14 protein-coding genes and 2 tRNA genes are annotated in these 16,490 nt (G+C 61.2%); 7 read left to right on the top strand and 9 right to left on the bottom strand.

Features of this window, described 5'->3' with window-relative positions:
• Nucleotides 1-56: 56 nt before the first annotated feature.
• The 4 genes from ACDA63_RS08065 to ACDA63_RS08050 form a co-directional block, all read right to left on the bottom strand.
• Nucleotides 57-923 (bottom strand): RNA polymerase sigma-70 factor, encoded by an 867-nt coding sequence (locus tag ACDA63_RS08065; protein ID WP_373662707.1) that lies wholly within the window; start codon nt 921-923, stop codon nt 57-59.
• A gap of 60 nt (nt 924-983) precedes the next feature.
• Entirely contained in the window at nt 984-2,150 is a 1,167-nt protein-coding gene (locus ACDA63_RS08060) for a DUF1501 domain-containing protein (RefSeq protein ID WP_373662706.1), read from the bottom strand.
• A 6-nt stretch (nt 2,151-2,156) separates the two neighbouring features.
• On the bottom strand, nt 2,157-3,491 hold the full coding sequence (locus ACDA63_RS08055; RefSeq protein WP_373662705.1) for a DUF1800 family protein: 1,335 nt from the start codon (nt 3,489-3,491) through the stop codon (nt 2,157-2,159).
• Between the two features lie 123 nt (nt 3,492-3,614).
• Nucleotides 3,615-3,932 (bottom strand): hypothetical protein, encoded by a 318-nt coding sequence (locus ACDA63_RS08050; protein WP_373662704.1) that lies wholly within the window; start codon nt 3,930-3,932, stop codon nt 3,615-3,617.
• A gap of 241 nt (nt 3,933-4,173) precedes the next feature.
• Here ACDA63_RS08050 and ompR point away from each other — a divergent pair, with 241 nt between their 5' ends.
• The 6 genes from ompR to fabI all read left to right on the top strand — a co-directional run bounded on the left by ompR (nt 4,174) and on the right by fabI (nt 9,020).
• Nucleotides 4,174-4,911: a two-component system response regulator OmpR gene (gene ompR, locus ACDA63_RS08045; RefSeq protein ID WP_373662703.1), complete on the top strand. Its 738-nt coding sequence runs from the start codon at nt 4,174-4,176 to the stop codon at nt 4,909-4,911.
• A gap of 21 nt (nt 4,912-4,932) precedes the next feature.
• The gene (locus ACDA63_RS08040) at nt 4,933-6,249 is read left to right on the top strand and encodes an ATP-binding protein (RefSeq protein ID WP_373662702.1); all 1,317 of its coding nucleotides are present in this window, start codon (nt 4,933-4,935) and stop codon (nt 6,247-6,249) included.
• A gap of 65 nt (nt 6,250-6,314) precedes the next feature.
• The gene (locus ACDA63_RS08035) at nt 6,315-6,938 is read left to right on the top strand and encodes a septation protein A (protein ID WP_373662701.1); all 624 of its coding nucleotides are present in this window, start codon (nt 6,315-6,317) and stop codon (nt 6,936-6,938) included.
• A gap of 29 nt (nt 6,939-6,967) precedes the next feature.
• Nucleotides 6,968-7,225, top strand: a complete 258-nt coding sequence (locus ACDA63_RS08030; protein WP_373662784.1) for a BolA family protein — start codon at nt 6,968-6,970, stop codon at nt 7,223-7,225.
• Nucleotides 7,226-7,299: 74 nt separating this feature from the next.
• Nucleotides 7,300-8,091, top strand: coding sequence for a peptidyl-prolyl cis-trans isomerase (locus ACDA63_RS08025; RefSeq protein WP_373662700.1), 792 nt, complete (start codon nt 7,300-7,302; stop codon nt 8,089-8,091).
• Between the two features lie 137 nt (nt 8,092-8,228).
• Entirely contained in the window at nt 8,229-9,020 is a 792-nt protein-coding gene (fabI, locus tag ACDA63_RS08020) for an enoyl-ACP reductase FabI (RefSeq protein ID WP_373662699.1), read from the top strand.
• Nucleotides 9,021-9,315: 295 nt separating this feature from the next.
• Here the strand turns inward: fabI and ACDA63_RS08015 are convergent, their stop codons facing one another.
• Both ACDA63_RS08015 and ACDA63_RS08010 read right to left on the bottom strand, forming a co-directional pair.
• Nucleotides 9,316-11,223 carry a SurA N-terminal domain-containing protein gene (locus tag ACDA63_RS08015; protein ID WP_373662698.1) on the bottom strand — a complete coding sequence of 636 codons (1,908 nt, stop codon included), beginning with the start codon at nt 11,221-11,223 and terminating at the stop codon, nt 9,316-9,318.
• A gap of 98 nt (nt 11,224-11,321) precedes the next feature.
• A tRNA-Asp gene (locus ACDA63_RS08010) sits at nt 11,322-11,398 on the bottom strand.
• A 146-nt stretch (nt 11,399-11,544) separates the two neighbouring features.
• On the opposite strand from ACDA63_RS08010, the gene ACDA63_RS08005 reads away from it, so the two are divergent.
• Nucleotides 11,545-13,104, top strand: a complete 1,560-nt coding sequence (locus tag ACDA63_RS08005) for an amidohydrolase family protein (RefSeq protein WP_373662697.1) — start codon at nt 11,545-11,547, stop codon at nt 13,102-13,104.
• Nucleotides 13,105-13,441: 337 nt separating this feature from the next.
• Here the strand turns inward: ACDA63_RS08005 and ACDA63_RS08000 are convergent.
• The 3 genes from ACDA63_RS08000 to lon all read right to left on the bottom strand — a co-directional run bounded on the left by ACDA63_RS08000 (nt 13,442) and on the right by lon (nt 16,490).
• Nucleotides 13,442-13,517: transfer RNA gene (locus ACDA63_RS08000), tRNA-Val, on the bottom strand.
• A 52-nt stretch (nt 13,518-13,569) separates the two neighbouring features.
• Entirely contained in the window at nt 13,570-13,842 is a 273-nt protein-coding gene (locus ACDA63_RS07995) for an HU family DNA-binding protein (protein WP_373662696.1), read from the bottom strand.
• A gap of 233 nt (nt 13,843-14,075) precedes the next feature.
• Entirely contained in the window at nt 14,076-16,490 is a 2,415-nt protein-coding gene (lon, locus tag ACDA63_RS07990) for an endopeptidase La (RefSeq protein WP_373662695.1), read from the bottom strand.

Below are 16,490 nucleotides of genomic sequence, written 5' to 3'. Positions count from 1 at the left end.
GCCGGCGACATGCCGACTTCCTCCGGTAGACGGATGAGCCGCGCGGTTTGTGACAGTCAGGCGCGCAGTTTTTCCGGATTGCGTACCGAATACAGCGCCGTGATGCGTTCGCCATCGGTCACGACGGCGATGATGGTATCGATTCGGCCGTCCAGCGTGCGCACGATGCCCGGCTCGCCGTTGACGATCGCGATATGCATTTCTGCGCGCTCGCCCAGCCGCCGTGCGACGACGTGATACAGGCGTGCAAGGCGATCCGCACCTCGAATGGGGCGCAACACCGACTCCACCCTGCCACCGCCATCCGCCAGCAAGAGCGCGTCTTCGGCGAACAGCGCGCGCAGGTCATCGAGTTTCCCGCTGCGCGCGGCGACCATGAAGCGCTCTAGCAGCCGCATATGTGCTGCCGCCGACACATCAAAACGCGGCCGCTCGGCCTGCACCCGCGTACGCGCCCGGCTGACCATTTTCCGGCAGGCCGCTTCAGTCTTGCCGACGACCTCCGCCACTTCGGAAAAGGCGTAGTCGAACACTTCGCGAAGCAGGTACGCGGCGCGCTCCTCCGGCGCCAACCGTTCCAGCAACGTGAGAAAGGCCAGGGAAACGTCGGACGCCCGCTCGAGCGCATGCTCGGCGGGCGGCACGGTCGCCTCGATGATGGGCTCGGGCAACCACGGGCCGGTGTAGTGTTCCCGTTCAGCCTGGGCGCGACGCAGGCGGTCGATCGACAGGCGTGTCGTCACCGTGACGAGCCAGGCGTCGGCCGAAGCAATGCTCGCCTGGTCGGCATCGTTCCAGCGCAACCACGCCTCCTGCACGATATCGTCGGCGTCGGCACGACTTCCGAGCATGCGATACGCAATGCCGAACAGACGACCACGCAACGAAGGAAATGGGTTCTGCGCGAGAGATTCGACGGCCATGACGGCTCCATACCCGGACGAGCATCGCCGGCGCGACGCACCGACAAGGAGGCGAGCCTACTACACGAACTCGAGCGGCGAGAATCCTGCGCCGAGAACCGGCGCCGCCGGCACCTGCCACCAGCGCTCCAGCAGCGTCGCGTACACCTGACGGAAGTCGACCCGATATGGCAGGTTGCCTGAAGCATCGAGCGTCGATAGATCGGGCGTCTGGCCCAGCAAACCACCGTGCACGCGCCCGCCAAGCACGAAATGGGGTGCGACGGTGCCGTGATCCGTGCCACCGCTGGCGTTTTCCTTGGGGCGTCGCCCAAACTCGGAATACGTTGCGACAAGAGTGTCGTCCCACCGGCCGAGTTCGATCATTCCTGCCTTCAGGGCTGCCAGTCCTTCGGCCAGCTGCGCGAGCAAACTGGCATGCGTACCAGGCTGATTCTGGTGTGTGTCGAAGCTGCCGAGCGTCAGCCGCACGACGGCCACGCCACTGGCTGAAGCAAGGGTTTCGCACGCCACGCGGCACAGGCGTCCGAAATTATGCGAAGGGAATTCAGTCGACAACTTGCCGCCGATGCCCAGCGAGCGCGCCGCCGTGGCGATGTCGCTTTCGACTTTCAGCACATGGCCGAGCGCGTTGTCGCCCTGTCCCGCCATGGCCTGTACGAGCTTCGCCTGTTTGTTGAACTGGCCAGGATTGTCCAGCGCGATCGCCCGCGCGCCACCCGCAACCGGCCCGAGATCGGCGGAGCCCAGCACGATCGCATCCGCCGCGTAGCGCGCGGGCAAGGGGTTGTCGCGGAACAAACGCGTGAGCCAACCGGATGGCAGGTACTGGTCCGCGCGTGACGCGGTATCCCAGATCTCTATGGAGCGAAAATGCGACAGATTCGGTTGCGGGTAACCCACGCCCTGGACGACGGCCAGGCGCCCTTCTTCCCAGCTCGGCATGAGCGGTTGGAGCGCGCGGTGCAAGGCCACCTTGTCATCGAGCTGAATCATGCCTTCGGGCTTGATTCCGATCTGCGGCCGAAGTGTGTAATACGCAGGGTCGCGATACGGAATCAGCGTATTGAGGCCGTCGTTGCCGCCCTTGAGCTCCACCAGTACAAGCAGACGTCCATCGATGGAAGTACGCGCCCCAGAGGACGTTGCAGCACTCACGACGCGTGGAAGCATGCCAAACGCAAGGCTGGCGCCTGTGAGCTGAAGAAAACCACGCCGTTCCATCATGGCCCCCTACTTCACTTCGTACGCCGGGTCGAGCAACAGCGCGCGCAAGCCCGCCATCCCCGATTGGCGTGCATCGGCTTCAACGGGCGGCACAGCCAGGAGCACTTGCGCCGGGGTGAGCCCGGCTGCGAACAGTGTGCCGGACCAATCGCTCACGACTGCGCTCTTGTCGCTGGCAACCATCTGCGCGTTGCCAGACAGGCCCACGCCAAGCCGATCGGAGCGCGCCAGGCGGTCGAGGAATTGCTTGCGCGACAGCAACGTTGCGGTGTTGATCCATGTGTCGTTGCCGGGCCATCCCTTGACGTTCGGAGGCGCGAAGAGATCCTGGCCAAGTTGGCGCAGCGTGCGCACGTAGGGCATGGCGTCGCTGGCGTCGACCTGCATCGAGCGCAGCGCACCGACGACGAGGTCCACCGGCGACTTTGCCAAGGCTCCGCGCGTCGACGGCAGCCAGAAGGTATCGGACCTGAACAGCGCCTGCAGGGCCGGACGCATCTCGTAGCGGCTTTGCCGGAGTGCCACGGCGATGCGATCGACGTCTGCCTGGGACGGAGTCGGCGTGGCGAACTCGTGCCACAGTTTTGCGGAAATGAACTGTGCGGTCTCAGGCCGAGCCAACAAAAGATCAAGTACGTCGTCACCGTCGAACTTGCCGGTGCGACCGAACAGGGTTTTCACGCCATCGTCATGAAGGCGATGGCGGTATTCAAAGAGCCCCGTCGCGGGGTCGATGGTCCAGCCAGTGAAGGCGCGCGCGGCCTCTTTGATGTCGCGCTCAGTGTAGTTACCCTCGCCCAGCGTGAAGAGCTCCATGACTTCGCGAGCGAAGTTCTCATTGGGCTGCCCTTTGCGATTGCTGGCGGCATCGAGGTACAGCATCATCGCCGTGTCCTTCGATACTTCATGCAGCAGCACGCCAAAGTTCCCTACCGCAAAGCGTCGCAGCAGAAGGTTCTGGTCGAGCATGAGCGCTGCCGACTTGACCTTCTCCTGGCTCGATACGAAGTGGTTGTGCCAGAAGAGCGTCATCCTCTCGGTGAGCGGTGACGACGTCTGGAGCATTTCGCCAAGCCACCACGCGCGCAGTTCCATGCCCTTTTCACGCAGTTGCACGCGATTGAGTTCGCGTCGTTCTTCCTCTGACAATGTACGCATCCGCGCCGGCGGCACATAGTCATCCAGCGCCTTCGGCGGCGTAGTTTGCGGCGTGGTGCGTAGGCCAGCCAGGATGAGTTGGACACCCTCTTCCCGGCTCAAGCTGGCATAGCGCGCGATCTCGGAGGGCGTCGGGGCGAAGCCCGTGCGCGTCAGCAGGTAGCGGGCATCGTCGATACCCATTCCGGCAGCCTGCGCGAGAGACGCAAAAAACAACGCCCCGCTGGCAAGAGCCAACGAGGCGCATCGTTTTACTGACCGTCCTGTTGTCATATCCGCTCCATTCAAGGCCACGGAAAACTGACCTTAACGACCGTAGACGTCCCGGCCTGCATCGCGCACATCACGGCGCAATTGCTGCCGCTCCTCGGGGGACAAGCGCCGCAGGCCGGATTCGCTGGATTCGCGATCCTGTTGCTTCGGGCCGCGTTGCGGTGCCGATTGACGCATCATATCTTCACGCAAAGCCTTATAGCGGTCGCGACGACCTTCTTCGCCCTGCGCACGTCGCGAATCGTCCTGCGGCGGGGCGCCGCCGTTGTCGGGACGCGCCAGCACGGCACCTGGCCAGGCCATGACGGTCAGCACGCACAACAGTAAGCGTCTTGCGGTCGCAAGCTTCATCAATCGGTCTTCCACAGCAGGCTTGAGCCTTGCACTCGCGGCGCCATTGTATCGAACGGGCCGCACAATCAGACAAAAGCGGACGAATCGGTGTCTGACGGGGGCATAATGCCGTCGCTCTGTAATGACATTGTGCGCAGCGCCCGCCAAGTTGTAAGTACATGTAATGCGTCGGGTGCTGCCGCAACAGTTGCTTACTGCAAGGCCTGACACGACGGCCGCTAACGAATACGATTGCGCCATGGAAAAAGAACGCTACCGCATCATCGTCGTCGACGACGACGCCCGCCTGCGCGGCCTGCTCGACCGCTACCTGGACGAACAGGGTTTCGCGGTCAAGGCGGTGGCCGACGCCGCCCAGATGGACAAGGCCCTCTCGCGCGAACACTTCGACCTGATGGTGCTCGACCTGATGCTGCCGGGCGAAGATGGCCTGTCGATCTGCCGTCGCCTGCGGGCCGCCGAATCCACGCTACCGATCATCATGCTGACCGCGCGCGGTGACGATGTAGACCGCATCGTCGGTCTGGAACTCGGCGCGGATGACTATCTGGCCAAACCGTTCAATCCGCGCGAACTGGTGGCACGCATCCACGCTGTATTGCGTCGTCGCCCACGCACCCTGCCCGGCGCGCCTGCGGAAGAAAGCCAGACCGTCAGCTTTGGCCAGGTCACCGTCGACCTCGCCACGCGCCGACTGACGCGCGGCGGCGAAGAAATGCCCCTGACCACCGGCGAGTTCGCGCTGCTCAAGGTACTGCTGCAACATCCGCGCCAGCCCCTGTCGCGCGACAAGCTCATGGAGCTTGCCCGTGGCCGCGAATACGATGTCTTCGACCGCTCCATCGACGTGCAGATTTCGCGCCTGCGCAAGCTGGTTGAAGAAGAGCCGGCCAAGCCGCGGTACATCCAGACGGTGTGGGGTTTCGGATACGTGTTCGTGCCGGACGACGCGCCAGCGGGAACACCAGCGGCCTGATCGTCGCGCCAAAGCGCCCGCATGTCCGTTACCTGGCCACGCACGCTGCTGTGGCGCACTTTCCTGTTGATCGTCCTGCTGATCGGCCTGTCGCTGTATGCGTGGTTCCAGATCTACACGCATTACGCGTTGCGTCCGCGCGCGCGCCAGACGGCGCAGATGGTGGTGAGCGTGGTCAACCTGACCCGCTCGGCGCTGGTCGCTTCCGACGCCAGTCAGCGCACCGCGCTATTGCAGGAGCTGACTTCGCTGGAGGGTATCCGCATCTATCCGGCAGAGCAGTCCGACCCGATCGTGCCCCTGTCCGATTCGGAGTTGATGCGCACGCTCGAAGAAGAACTCCATCAGCGCCTCGGTTCCTACACGCGCCTGACTTCACGCTTTGCCGGCAGGCAGGGTTTTTTCGTGAGCTTTCGCCTGCAGGACGATGATCCGAACGACGAATACTGGGTCATGCTCCCGAGCGAACGTATCGAGCGTACCGGCGCTGCGGAGTGGATCGGCTGGGGCGTGGCCGCTGGCGCATTGTCGCTGCTGGGCGCCTATTTGCTGGTGTTGGGCGTGACGCGCCCGCTCAAGGCACTGGAAAACGCCGCCCGCGCGATCGGACGCGGCGAAACGCCTGCCGCGGTGCTCCCAGAGTCGGGCCCCAGTGAGGTGGTCGCCGTGGCACAGGCCTTCAACCAGATGTCGAGCGATCTCACGCAGCTCGAATCGGACCGCGCACTGATCCTTGCCGGCGTGTCGCATGACTTGCGCACCCCTCTGGCCCGTCTGCGGCTCGGCGTGGAGCTTTCCGGGGGCAGTCGCGAGGATCGCGAAGCCATGGTGGGCGACATCGAGGAGATGGACCGCATCATCAACCAGTTCCTGGACTTCGCCCGCGGATCGAATGCGGAAGCGCCGCAGCCGGTGGCGCTGGACAGTTTCCTGACCGAGATCGTGACGCCGTACCAGCGCCGCGGGCGCAGCGTGCGGCTGGAATCTGCCAAAGTGGAAATCAATGCGCGCCCGATGGCATTGCGGCGCGCCGTGACCAACCTCATCGACAACGCCCTTCGCTACGCGGGTGTGGAACAGCCCATCGACGTTGCTGTCACATCGCAGCACGGTACGGTTTTCATCGATGTGGCAGATCGCGGACCGGGCATCCCGCCGGAACATGCAGAAAGACTCAAACGACCATTCACCCAGTTGGAGACAGCGCGCACGGATGCGCAGGGCTCGGGGCTGGGTCTGGCCATCGTCGATCGCATTGCGCGCACGCACGGCGGCCACCTTGAACTGCTGCCGCGACAAGGTGGCGGATTATTGGCGCGCATCATACTGCCCGTTTGAACACCGTACAGCCACGATATCCGGCACATGTCCGCCCCATTCGACTCGTCTATAATCCACGCCCCATGAAACTGCTGTTCGACTTCTTCCCCCTGGTGCTGTTCTACGCGGCCTTCAAGTACGCCAAGGCGCACACGGAATGGGCGGCCAACCTGCTGACGCAGAGCCTGGGGTTCATGGTCTCGGGCGGCGTAGTCGGCCCGCAGGAGGCGCCGACGCTGATGGCCACGATCGTGGTCGTGGCAGCCATCGCCCTGCAGATCGTGTACCTCCTGCTACGCAGGAAGAAGGTCCCGACCGTGATGTGGGTCAGCCTCGGGCTGGCAGTCGTATTCGGCGGCGCCACCGTCTGGCTGCATAACGCCACTTTCATCAAATGGAAGTTCAGCGTGCTCTACTGGTTCATGGGAGCATCGCTGTGGGCGGGCCAGGCGCTCTGGAAAACGAATTTGCTGAAAAAAATGCTCGGCGGGGAGATCGCCCTGCCCGAGCACGCGTGGCGCCGGCTCAATCTGGCGTGGGTGACGTTCTTCCTCGTGATGGGTGCGGTCAACATCTATATCGCATATAACTTTTCCGAGGACATCTGGTACAACTTCAAGATGTTCGGCAGTCTGGGGCTCATGGTGGTATTCATCATCGCGCAGGCGTTCTACCTGTCGCGCTACATGCAGGACGAAAAATCGTGAGCAACCCACACCATGACGTCGCCGACCTGATGACACAGCGGCTCGCAGCCCTGGCCCCCGAGCAGATCGAAATCATCGATGACAGCGCATTGCATGCCGGACACGCAGGCGCGGCATCGGGAGGCGGGCACTACCGCCTGTTCATCGTGTCGAAGCAATTCGCTGGACAGATGACCGTCAAGCGCCACCGGGCTGTCTATGCTGCCTTGGGCGACATGATGCAACGCGAGATCCATGCCCTGAGTATCGCGGCGCTCACCCCTGATGAAGCGAGCGCCAACAAGTAGGCCGATTCCGACATGTACCTGAGCGATTGTCGGCCACAATTCAAACGTTAACCGTTCTTCCACAAGGAAATGCAATGAAAACCAATTTCAAGCTCCTGGCGTCCGTCGTGCTGGCGGCCGGCTTGTGCTCGGCTGCTATCGCACAACAAGCCAAGCCGCTGGCCAAGGTCAACGGCACGCCGATCTCGGCCGCCGTGGGCAACCTGCTGGTCGAGGAACAGGTTGCTCAGGGGCAGCCCAACAACGACCAGCTCAAGAAAGAAGTGCGCGATGAACTGATCCGACGCGAAGTGCTGGCACAAGAAGCCCGCAAGGCGGGGCTGGACAAGAAGCCTGACGTACAGGCCCGCATCGACCTGATGCGCACGAGCGTGCTGGCCGGCGCGTACATCGACCAACTCGTCAGCAACAAGCAATTCACCGACGCTGAACTGCGCAAGGAATACGACCGCCAGATCGCGACCGAGCAAGGCGGCAAGGAATACAAGGCGCGCCACATCGTCGTAAACAAGGAAGAAGACGCCAAGGCCATCATCGCCAAGCTGCAGGCAGGCGCGAAGTTCGACGACTTCGTAAAGGAATCGACCGATCCGGGCACCAAGGACAGTGGCGGTGACCTGGGCTGGAGCCGCCCGAACCAATACGTGCCGCCGTTTGCGGAAGCTCTGTCGAAGCTGCAAAAGGGCACGTTCACCCCGCAACCGGTGAAGACCGATTTCGGCTACCACGTGATCATCGTCGATGACGTCCGCGACATCCAGCCGCCGGCATTCGAGTCGGTCAAGCCGCAACTCATCCAGATCAAGAAGCAGCAATTGATCCAGGAAACGGTTCAAAGTCTGGTCAGCAAGGCCAAAGTCGAGTAAGTTCCGCCTTCGACATCAGGCCTTTCACGAAAAGGGGCGCTCAGCGCCCCTTTCATTTGCCAGCGCCGCCCACTGGCCTCGCCGATGAACGGCGTGCGGCGACGACGCTATAATCTCATTTTGGTTGGGAGAGACGTATGGGTTTTCTCGCGGGAAAGCGGATTCTGATTTGCGGCTTGCTGAGCAACCGCTCGATCGCCTATGGCGTGGCCAAGGCCATGCACCGTGAAGGGGCCGAATTGGCCTTCACGTATCAGAATGAGCGCTTCCACGATCGCGTCAAGACGATGGCCGCCGAATTCGGCAGCTCGCTGGTCTATCCCTGCGACGTGCAGGACGACGCCCAGATCGATACGCTCTTTGAATTGCTTGGCAAGGACTGGGACGGCCTGGACAGCGTCGTCCATTCAATTGCATTTGCTCCGGGCGAAGCCCTGAAAGGCGACTTCCTCGAAGGTCTGTCGCGCGAGGCCTTCCGCACGGCGCACGAAGTATCCAGCTACAGCTTCGCGGCGCTGGCAAAGGCCGCCCGCCCGATGATGCAAGGCCGCAACGGCTCGCTGCTGACCCTCTCGTACCTGGGCGCCGTACGCACGATGCCCAACTACAACGTCATGGGCCTGGCCAAGGCCAGCTTGGAAGCTTCCGTACGTTACATGGCTGCAGCCATGGGCCCTGAAGGCATTCGCGTGAATGCCATCTCCGCCGGCCCCATCAAGACTCTGGCGGCCTCGGGCATTGGCGATTTCGGCAAGCTGCTTGGTTTCAACGAGCGCAACGCCCCGCTGCGCCGCAATGTGACGATCGACGAGGTCGGTAACGCCGCCGCCTTCCTGTGTTCCGATCTGGCTTCTGGCGTTTCGGCTGAAGTCATGTACGTGGATGCAGGCTTCAACAGCGTCGCCATCGGTTCGGCCGAGCCGCTGTAATTGCGGACCATCTGATTACGCTTCGGGTTTTGAGCGTAAGAAAATCGCCACCTCCGGGTGGCGTTTTTTTTTGGCTTCAAGACGTGGCGACTCTTGCTCTCAGGCCTCTCGGGGAGAAGGTGTCGCCTGCATGTGTGGGCCATTTATGCAACCCCATCTCGGCCCAACCATCTGACGAAATAGCTCTCGTCATTATCCGGTTCAGACAAAACGGCACGCGCCCTACGTTTCGTTTCAAAGGGACGAAAAAAAACGCTGCCTCGAGGCAGCGTTTCTTATCCGGGCCAACACGAACTTAATTCGTGGCAGCCTTTTCGTCCTTGACGGCAGGCTTGGCTTTCGTCTCGACGCCCATCCGTTTACGCAGACCGGCGAGATAGTCGCGCGTATCTTGCTCGCCCAGCAACGTCGACAGTGCGTCATTGGCGTCAGCCAAGCGCGGATCGTTATCGGCGATGGTCGGCACAACGACCTTGTCGATGCGATACAGCGTAAAGCCCATCGGCGTTACAGCCCCTGCAAAGGCCGGCAGCTTGTCTGCATTGGCCGCAAAAACAGCCTTGCGTGCATCGGCCGAGAAGCCCGGCGTGGAACGCTTGACGCTGCGCGGAGCACCCCAGCTCGCAGCGATAGCTTCACCCGCCTTGAGCTTGGCAAGCTTGGCCTCACCGTCGGCTTGCGCCAATTTGGCAGCCTCACTGGCGGTCAATCGCTCCTCTATCTGCGCCTTGACCTGTTCGAACGGCTTCTGCGTCGCCGCCTGATGGTCGACAACGCGAGCCGAGACCATCACGCCATTGCCCATATCCACGGCTTCGATATTGCGGCGGTTCTTCAGCGAATCGGCTTCGAACAGCTTGGAGAGCACGCGCTCGTTGGCCACCGGGCTGGTGCCTGCCTGACCGCGCACGATCCAGTCGCTCTGCTCGATCTTCAGACCAAACTTTTCAGCCACCGGCTTGAAAGTGTCCGACTGTTCGTAAACCATGTTGCCGAACTGATCCGAGGCCTCCGCAAAGCGCTTGGTGGCCAGATCGCGGGTGACTTCTGCCACGATGTCGGCCTTGACTGCCTCGAACGGCTTGATCGTGCCGCCACGGACGTCGTTCAGCAGGATGATGTGATAACCATACTCGGACTGCACCACGTCGCTGATCTGATGCGGCTTGAGCGCGAACAGCGCGTCGTCGAACGGCTTGACGAACGCCCCACGCTCCATGAAGCCCAGATCGCCGCCGGACTGACCCGACGGATCATCGGAATACTGCTTTGCCAGCGCAGCAAAGTCTTCCGGTTTGGCCTTCGCCTTGGCGAGGATTTCTTCGGCCTTCTTGCGAGCGGCATCGCGTTCGGCCTGAGGCGCGTTCGCGTCGACCTTCACAAGAATATGGCTGGCGCGACGCTCTTCGGGCGCCTGGTACTTGTCCTTGTGTTCGTCGTACCACTTGCGGGCATCTTCCTCCGAGACCTTGATCTGGCTGGCGATGGCTTCCTGCGACAGGACGACGTACTCGACCTTGATGCGCTCCGGCACGCGGAAATCGGCCTGATGCGCGTCGTAGAAGGCCTTGGCGGCACCATCGGCCAGCGTGACCTTGCTCATATAGTCGGCGGTATTGACCGTCCATTCGGCGATGGTGCGCTCTTCTTCCTGCAGCAACACCAGGCGTCGCAGGGTGTCTTTCGGGGTGACCGCGGTTTGCGTAATCGGCGACAACAGCATCTGCTGCGCGAGCTTCGAGCGGATACCTTGCTCGTACTGGGCCGGAGTCAGGCCGTTGGCCGCCAGCACCGCCTCGTACTGAGACTGCGAGAACTTGCCGTTTTCCTGAAAATTGGGCACCCCTCGGATGACGTTCTGCACGGCCAGATCCGCCACTGCCAGACGGTTTTCGCGGATCGCCTGCTCCATCGTCGCCTGGGTGATGAGGCTGTCGAGCACGGCCTGCCGGAACTCGGGGCTGTCAGCCTGTTCCTGGCTGAACGAAGCGCCCATCTGCTCGCGGAGATTCTGTTGTTGGGTGCGCACCGCATCGTTGAGCTGACCATTGGTGATCTTGATCGACCCTACCTTGGCAGCGATATCCGAATCGCCAGTCATGTCCCGCACATAAGAGCCGATGCCGAAAAAGGCAAAAGGCAGAACGATGAGCATCAGTGCAATGCGCACGAATTTCGGATTATTACGAACAGCTTCAAACATCGCGTACCCGATTGATGATGGATGGCGAAAAGCCGCTCTTTGAGAAGCGGCGCACATAAGAAAAAAGCGAACCTTGGTTCGCCTTTTTCTTGATAACTTGGCGGAGTGGACGGGACTCGAACCCGCGACCCCCGGCGTGACAGGCCGGTATTCTAACCGACTGAACTACCACTCCGCGTATCGACCGACTGACGGACCCGTGAGTTCCACTGCGGCCTTGGTCAATCGGAGACGAATTGTAGCGTACACCGCCATGTAATCCACACCACGCCAGCCTGCAAATTGACGCGTTATCGCGCCTCCCGGCCCGATGGCCCCGCCTTGAACACTTTTGGTGGAGCCGCCGCATCTGTCTGTGACCGCCTCAAGGGCATGCCCCTGGTGGTACGTCGTGACTGCTGCTTATATAAATCCAAGGCTCCGCCTGACACGACGCAAGTCGTGGCCCTCGACCGACAATTCGAAAGGATGCCGATGCACAGCCTGTGTCGAACACTGAGCGGAAAAGGCGCCGTATTCCTGTTGGCGCTCGCCATATTGACCAGCGCGTCATCCAGCGCCCAGGAACCGGGCGAAGTCCCGAAAGAAGAATCGCCTGCGCGGCCAACGCAGGCCACGACGCTCTTCAAGAATGTGCGCGTATTTGACGGTCTGTCCGGGCAGATATCCGCACCGCGCGACGTACTCGTTCGCGGAAACAAGATCGAACGTATTGCGACCCAGGTTCCAGTCGAGCCAGCCACGCTAGTCATCGACGGAACGAATCGGGTCCTGATGCCGGGTCTGTCGGACGTGCATTGGCACATGATGTTTGCCGCGGTTTCTTTTGCCACGGCCATGAATGGCGACAGGGCCTACCTTGCCCTGGCGGCGGGCGCCGAAGCGACACGTACCCTGATGCGCGGCTTCACCACCGTCCGCGACATGGGTGGTTCCACCTTCGGATTGAAAGAGGCGATCGACCAGGGGCTCTTGCCTGGCCCGCGCGTTTTTCCGTCGGGAGCGATGATCAGCGTCACCGGCGGCCATGGCGACTTTCGCAGCTTCTCGGACTTACCGCGCCAGTACGGAGCTCCGGGCTCTCGTCACGATATCGACGGTGACAGCACGATCGCAGACGGGCCCGACGAAGTGCGCATGCGCGCGCGCGAACAACTCATGCGCGGGGCCTCGCAGATCAAGCTGACCGCAGGAGGTGGCGTTACCTCGCCACATAGTCCGCTGGACGTCGTCACCTTTACAGAGGCGGAGCTCCGGGCAGCCGTCGAAGCAGCAGGAAATTGGGGAACCTATGTGGCCGCCCACGCATTTACCTCCACCGCGGTTGCACAGGCCATATCCGCGGGCGTCAAATGCATCGAACACGGCTTCCTCATGGATGAAGAAACCGCTCAGCTCATGGCACGCAAGGGAATCTGGCTCAGCACCCAGCCCATACCGGAAGAGTTGGCCTATGCCTTCCCGCGCGATTCAGATCAGTGGAACAAGGCACAGGAAGTCTTTACAGGCGTAGACCGTACCTACACGCTGGCGAAGAAGTACAAGCTCAAGACCGCATTTGGTACGGATGTCCTGTTTTCCGCTGCGTTGGCCAGTCAGCAAGGAGGCATTCTGGCCAGTCTCACAAAGTGGTACACCCCGGCCCAGGTGCTCGTGATGGCCACGGGCACCAACGGCGAGTTGCTCGCACTTTCGGGCAAGAGGAGTCCCTACCCCGGAACCATCGGCGTCGTACGCGAGGGCGCGTTGGCCGATCTGCTGCTTGTCAATGGTGATCCGGTCGCCGACATCAGCCTGATCACCAAACCCGATGAGAGCTTCGCTGTCATCATGAAGGATGGCGTCATATACAAGAACCAGCTCTCGCAGCCAAAGCACTGACAGCGAAGGGGGAATTTGCAGCCGAAGATTCCGTTGCAGTGGAGCATTTCCCAGAGAACGGGGCCCGGTCCCAATGGATGCAGACCCAGCCCAGCCGAGAGCACACTGGCCTGACGCCAAGCGCCCCGTATTGGCAACGCTCGTCTGCCCCGCTTCCTGTGATCATTCAACCTTGCCAGCCGAAGCGACGCCCTTTTGGGGGTTCTAGCGGCTGGCAAACGGCTTTTTCGGCTGGTAGACGCCCTGTCTGGCTGTTGTTCCGGCAGACAGCCGCCCAAAGAAAAAGGGCCTAGATTTCTCTAAGCCCTTGTTTCGTCGTTGCTGCAAACCGGGATCGTGGTGGGTGCTGAGGGGCTCGAACCCCCGACATTCGCCTTGTAAGGGCGACGCTCTACCAACTGAGCTAAGCACCCGTTCCCGCCTGGCGCCGCCCTTGAAGAGCATAAGCACCGCAACGTCAGCCCGCTAGTTTACTGCATCTTTCAGCGCTTTGCCAGGGCGGAACTTCGGAACCTTGGCAGCCTTGATCTTGATGGCATCCCCCGTGCGCGGGTTCCGGCCGGTACGCGCTGCACGCTTGCCCACCGAGAAAGTGCCAAAGCCGACCAGTGTCACGTCATTCCCCTTTTTCAGGGACTGTTTGATCGCCGCGACCGCGGCATCCAGCGCTCGCCCGGCGGCTGCCTTTGAAACATCAGCTTGCTTGGCGATTACTTCAATCAATTCAGATTTATTCACGTAATACCCCCTCAGCGTTGATAAGGACAGCGGCTGTAATCAAGCTCTGGTGCGGCTTTCGGCCACGTTTGAATACCCAAAGCCCGCAGCAAGTTATATAACAAGGCAAAAATGAGAATGTCAAGCCGCTATGCACGGCAAGCGCCGCACGGTCGACGTTCGGCTTAATCGGCAAGAAAAAAAGGGAAACACCTTTTGGATGTTTCCCTTTCTACTTTCTGCATCGACCGCGATCAGTGCGTCATGACGTTTCCACTTGTCTCGTCAGTATTGGCGACGGGTCGCGCCTCTTCCGGCACTTGTTCCGGCAAGGCTTCCGGCAAGCGCTCGAGCGTATGTTCGAGCACCTGATCGATCCACTTGACGGGCACGATCTCGATGCGATCCCTGATACCGGGAGGCAGTTCCTGCAGATCCTTGACGTTCTCTTCAGGAATCAGCGCCTTGCGGATACCGCCACGCACCGCTGCGAGCAGCTTTTCTTTCAGCCCACCAATCGGCAGCACTTCGCCGCGCAAGGTGATTTCGCCCGTCATCGCCACGTCAGCACGCACCGGGATACCCGTCAGCACCGACACGAGTGCCGAGCAGATCGCGATACCGGCTGACGGACCGTCCTTGGGTGTCGCGCCTTCGGGCAAGTGAATGTGGATGTCGCTCTTTTGATAGAACTCGTCCTGAATGCCCAACTGGCGCGCGCGCTTGCGCACGACCGACAGCGCCGCCTGGATCGACTCCTGCATCACCTCGCCCAGCTTGCCGGTGGTGGTGATCTTGCCCTTGCCAGGCAATACCACCGCTTCGATCGTCAGCAGTTCGCCGCCAACCTCGGTCCACGCAAGGCCCGTGACCTGCCCCACCTGGTTGTCTTTCTCGGCCACACCGAAGGTAAAGCGACGCACGCCCAGATACTTGTCGAGGTTCTTGGCGTTGACGACGATCTTGCTCGTACGCGAACGCATCACCAGCGACTTGATCACCTTGCGGCAGATCTTCGAGATCTCGCGCTCGAGGCTCCGCACACCGGCTTCACGGGTGTAGTAACGGATGATGTCGCGCAGTGCGTCTTCAGTCACCGTCAATTCCGTCTGCTTCACGCCATTGTTCTTCATCTGCTTGGGCAGCAGATAACGCTGAGCGATGCTGACCTTTTCTTCTTCGGTGTAACCCGAAAGACGAATGATCTCCATCCGGTCGAGCAACGGAGCCGGGATGTTGAGCGAGTTGGCCGTCGCCACGAACATCACATCCGACAAGTCGTATTCGACTTCGATGTAGTGATCGACGAAGGTCGAGTTCTGTTCCGGATCGAGCACTTCAAGCAGCGCCGAACTCGGGTCACCCCGGAAGTCCTGCCCCATCTTGTCGACTTCATCGAGCAGGAACAGCGGGTTGCGGACGGCAACCTTGGTCATGTTCTGCAGGATCTTGCCGGGCATCGAACCGATGTACGTGCGACGGTGACCACGGATTTCGGCCTCGTCGCGCACGCCACCCAGGCTCATCCGCACGAACTTGCGGTTGGTCGCCTTGGCGATCGATTGACCCAGCGAGGTCTTGCCCACGCCAGGAGGACCGACCAGGCACAGGATCGGCGCCTTGAGCTTATCGACACGTTGCTGAACCGCCAGATATTCAAGGATGCGTTCCTTGACTTTTTCCAGGCCGAAGTGATCCTTGTCCAGCACCTTCTGGGCTTCGCCCAGATCCTTGCTGATACGGGATTTCTTCTTCCAGGGCAGGCCCGTCAGCGTCTCGATGTAGTTGCGCACGACGGTCGCTTCCGCCGACATTGGCGACATCAGGCGAAGCTTTTTCATTTCCGCCTGGGCCTTGGCCAAGGCTTCCTTGGTCATGCCGACGGACTTGATCTTCTTGTCGATCTCTTCGAGGTCCGCGCCCTCTTCACCTTCGCCGAGTTCCTTCTGGATCGCCTTGACCTGTTCGTTCAGGTAGTACTCACGCTGCGATTTTTCCATCTGGCGCTTGACGCGGCCACGGATGCGCTTTTCGACCTGCAGGATGTCGAGTTCGGTTTCCAGTTGCGACAGCAGACGCTCAAGGCGCTGACCGACGTCGAACAGTTCGAGTACGGTCTGCTTCTGCTCGAGCTTGAGCGGCAGGTGTGCTGCAATGGTGTCGGCCAGGCGGCCGGCCTCGTCGATCCCCGCCAGCGAAGTCAGAATCTCGGGCGGAATCTTCTTGTTCAGTTTCACGTACTGATCGAACTGGCCAATGATCGCGCGACGCATCGCCTCGATCTCATGCGTGCCCATGTCGTCGCTCGGCACGGGAGTGACGCTGGCCATGAACACGGAGTGCAGATCGCTGACGTGTTCGACTTCGGCGCGTTGAGTGCCCTCGACCAGTACCTTCACCGTGCCGTCGGGCAACTTCAGCATCTGCAGGATATTGGCCACGCAACCCACGCTGTAGAGATCGTCGGCAGACGGCTCGTCCTTGGCGGCGGATTTCTGGGCCACCAGCAGGATGCTCTTGCCGGACTCCATGGACGTCTCAAGCGCCTTGATGGATTTGGGGCGCCCGACGAACAGCGGGATGACCATGTGCGGGAACACCACCACGTCGCGCAAGGGCAACAGCGGGAGTTCGATGGTCTCAGGGGGGAGCTCAGGCTTACTTGACAT

This window comes from Uliginosibacterium sp. sgz301328, from assembly GCF_041807905.1.
Taxonomy (GTDB): Bacteria; Pseudomonadota; Gammaproteobacteria; order Burkholderiales; family Rhodocyclaceae; genus JBGVSA01.
The sequence above is the reverse complement of the archived record's forward strand: the minus strand, read 5'-3'. Positions and strand labels throughout refer to the sequence as shown.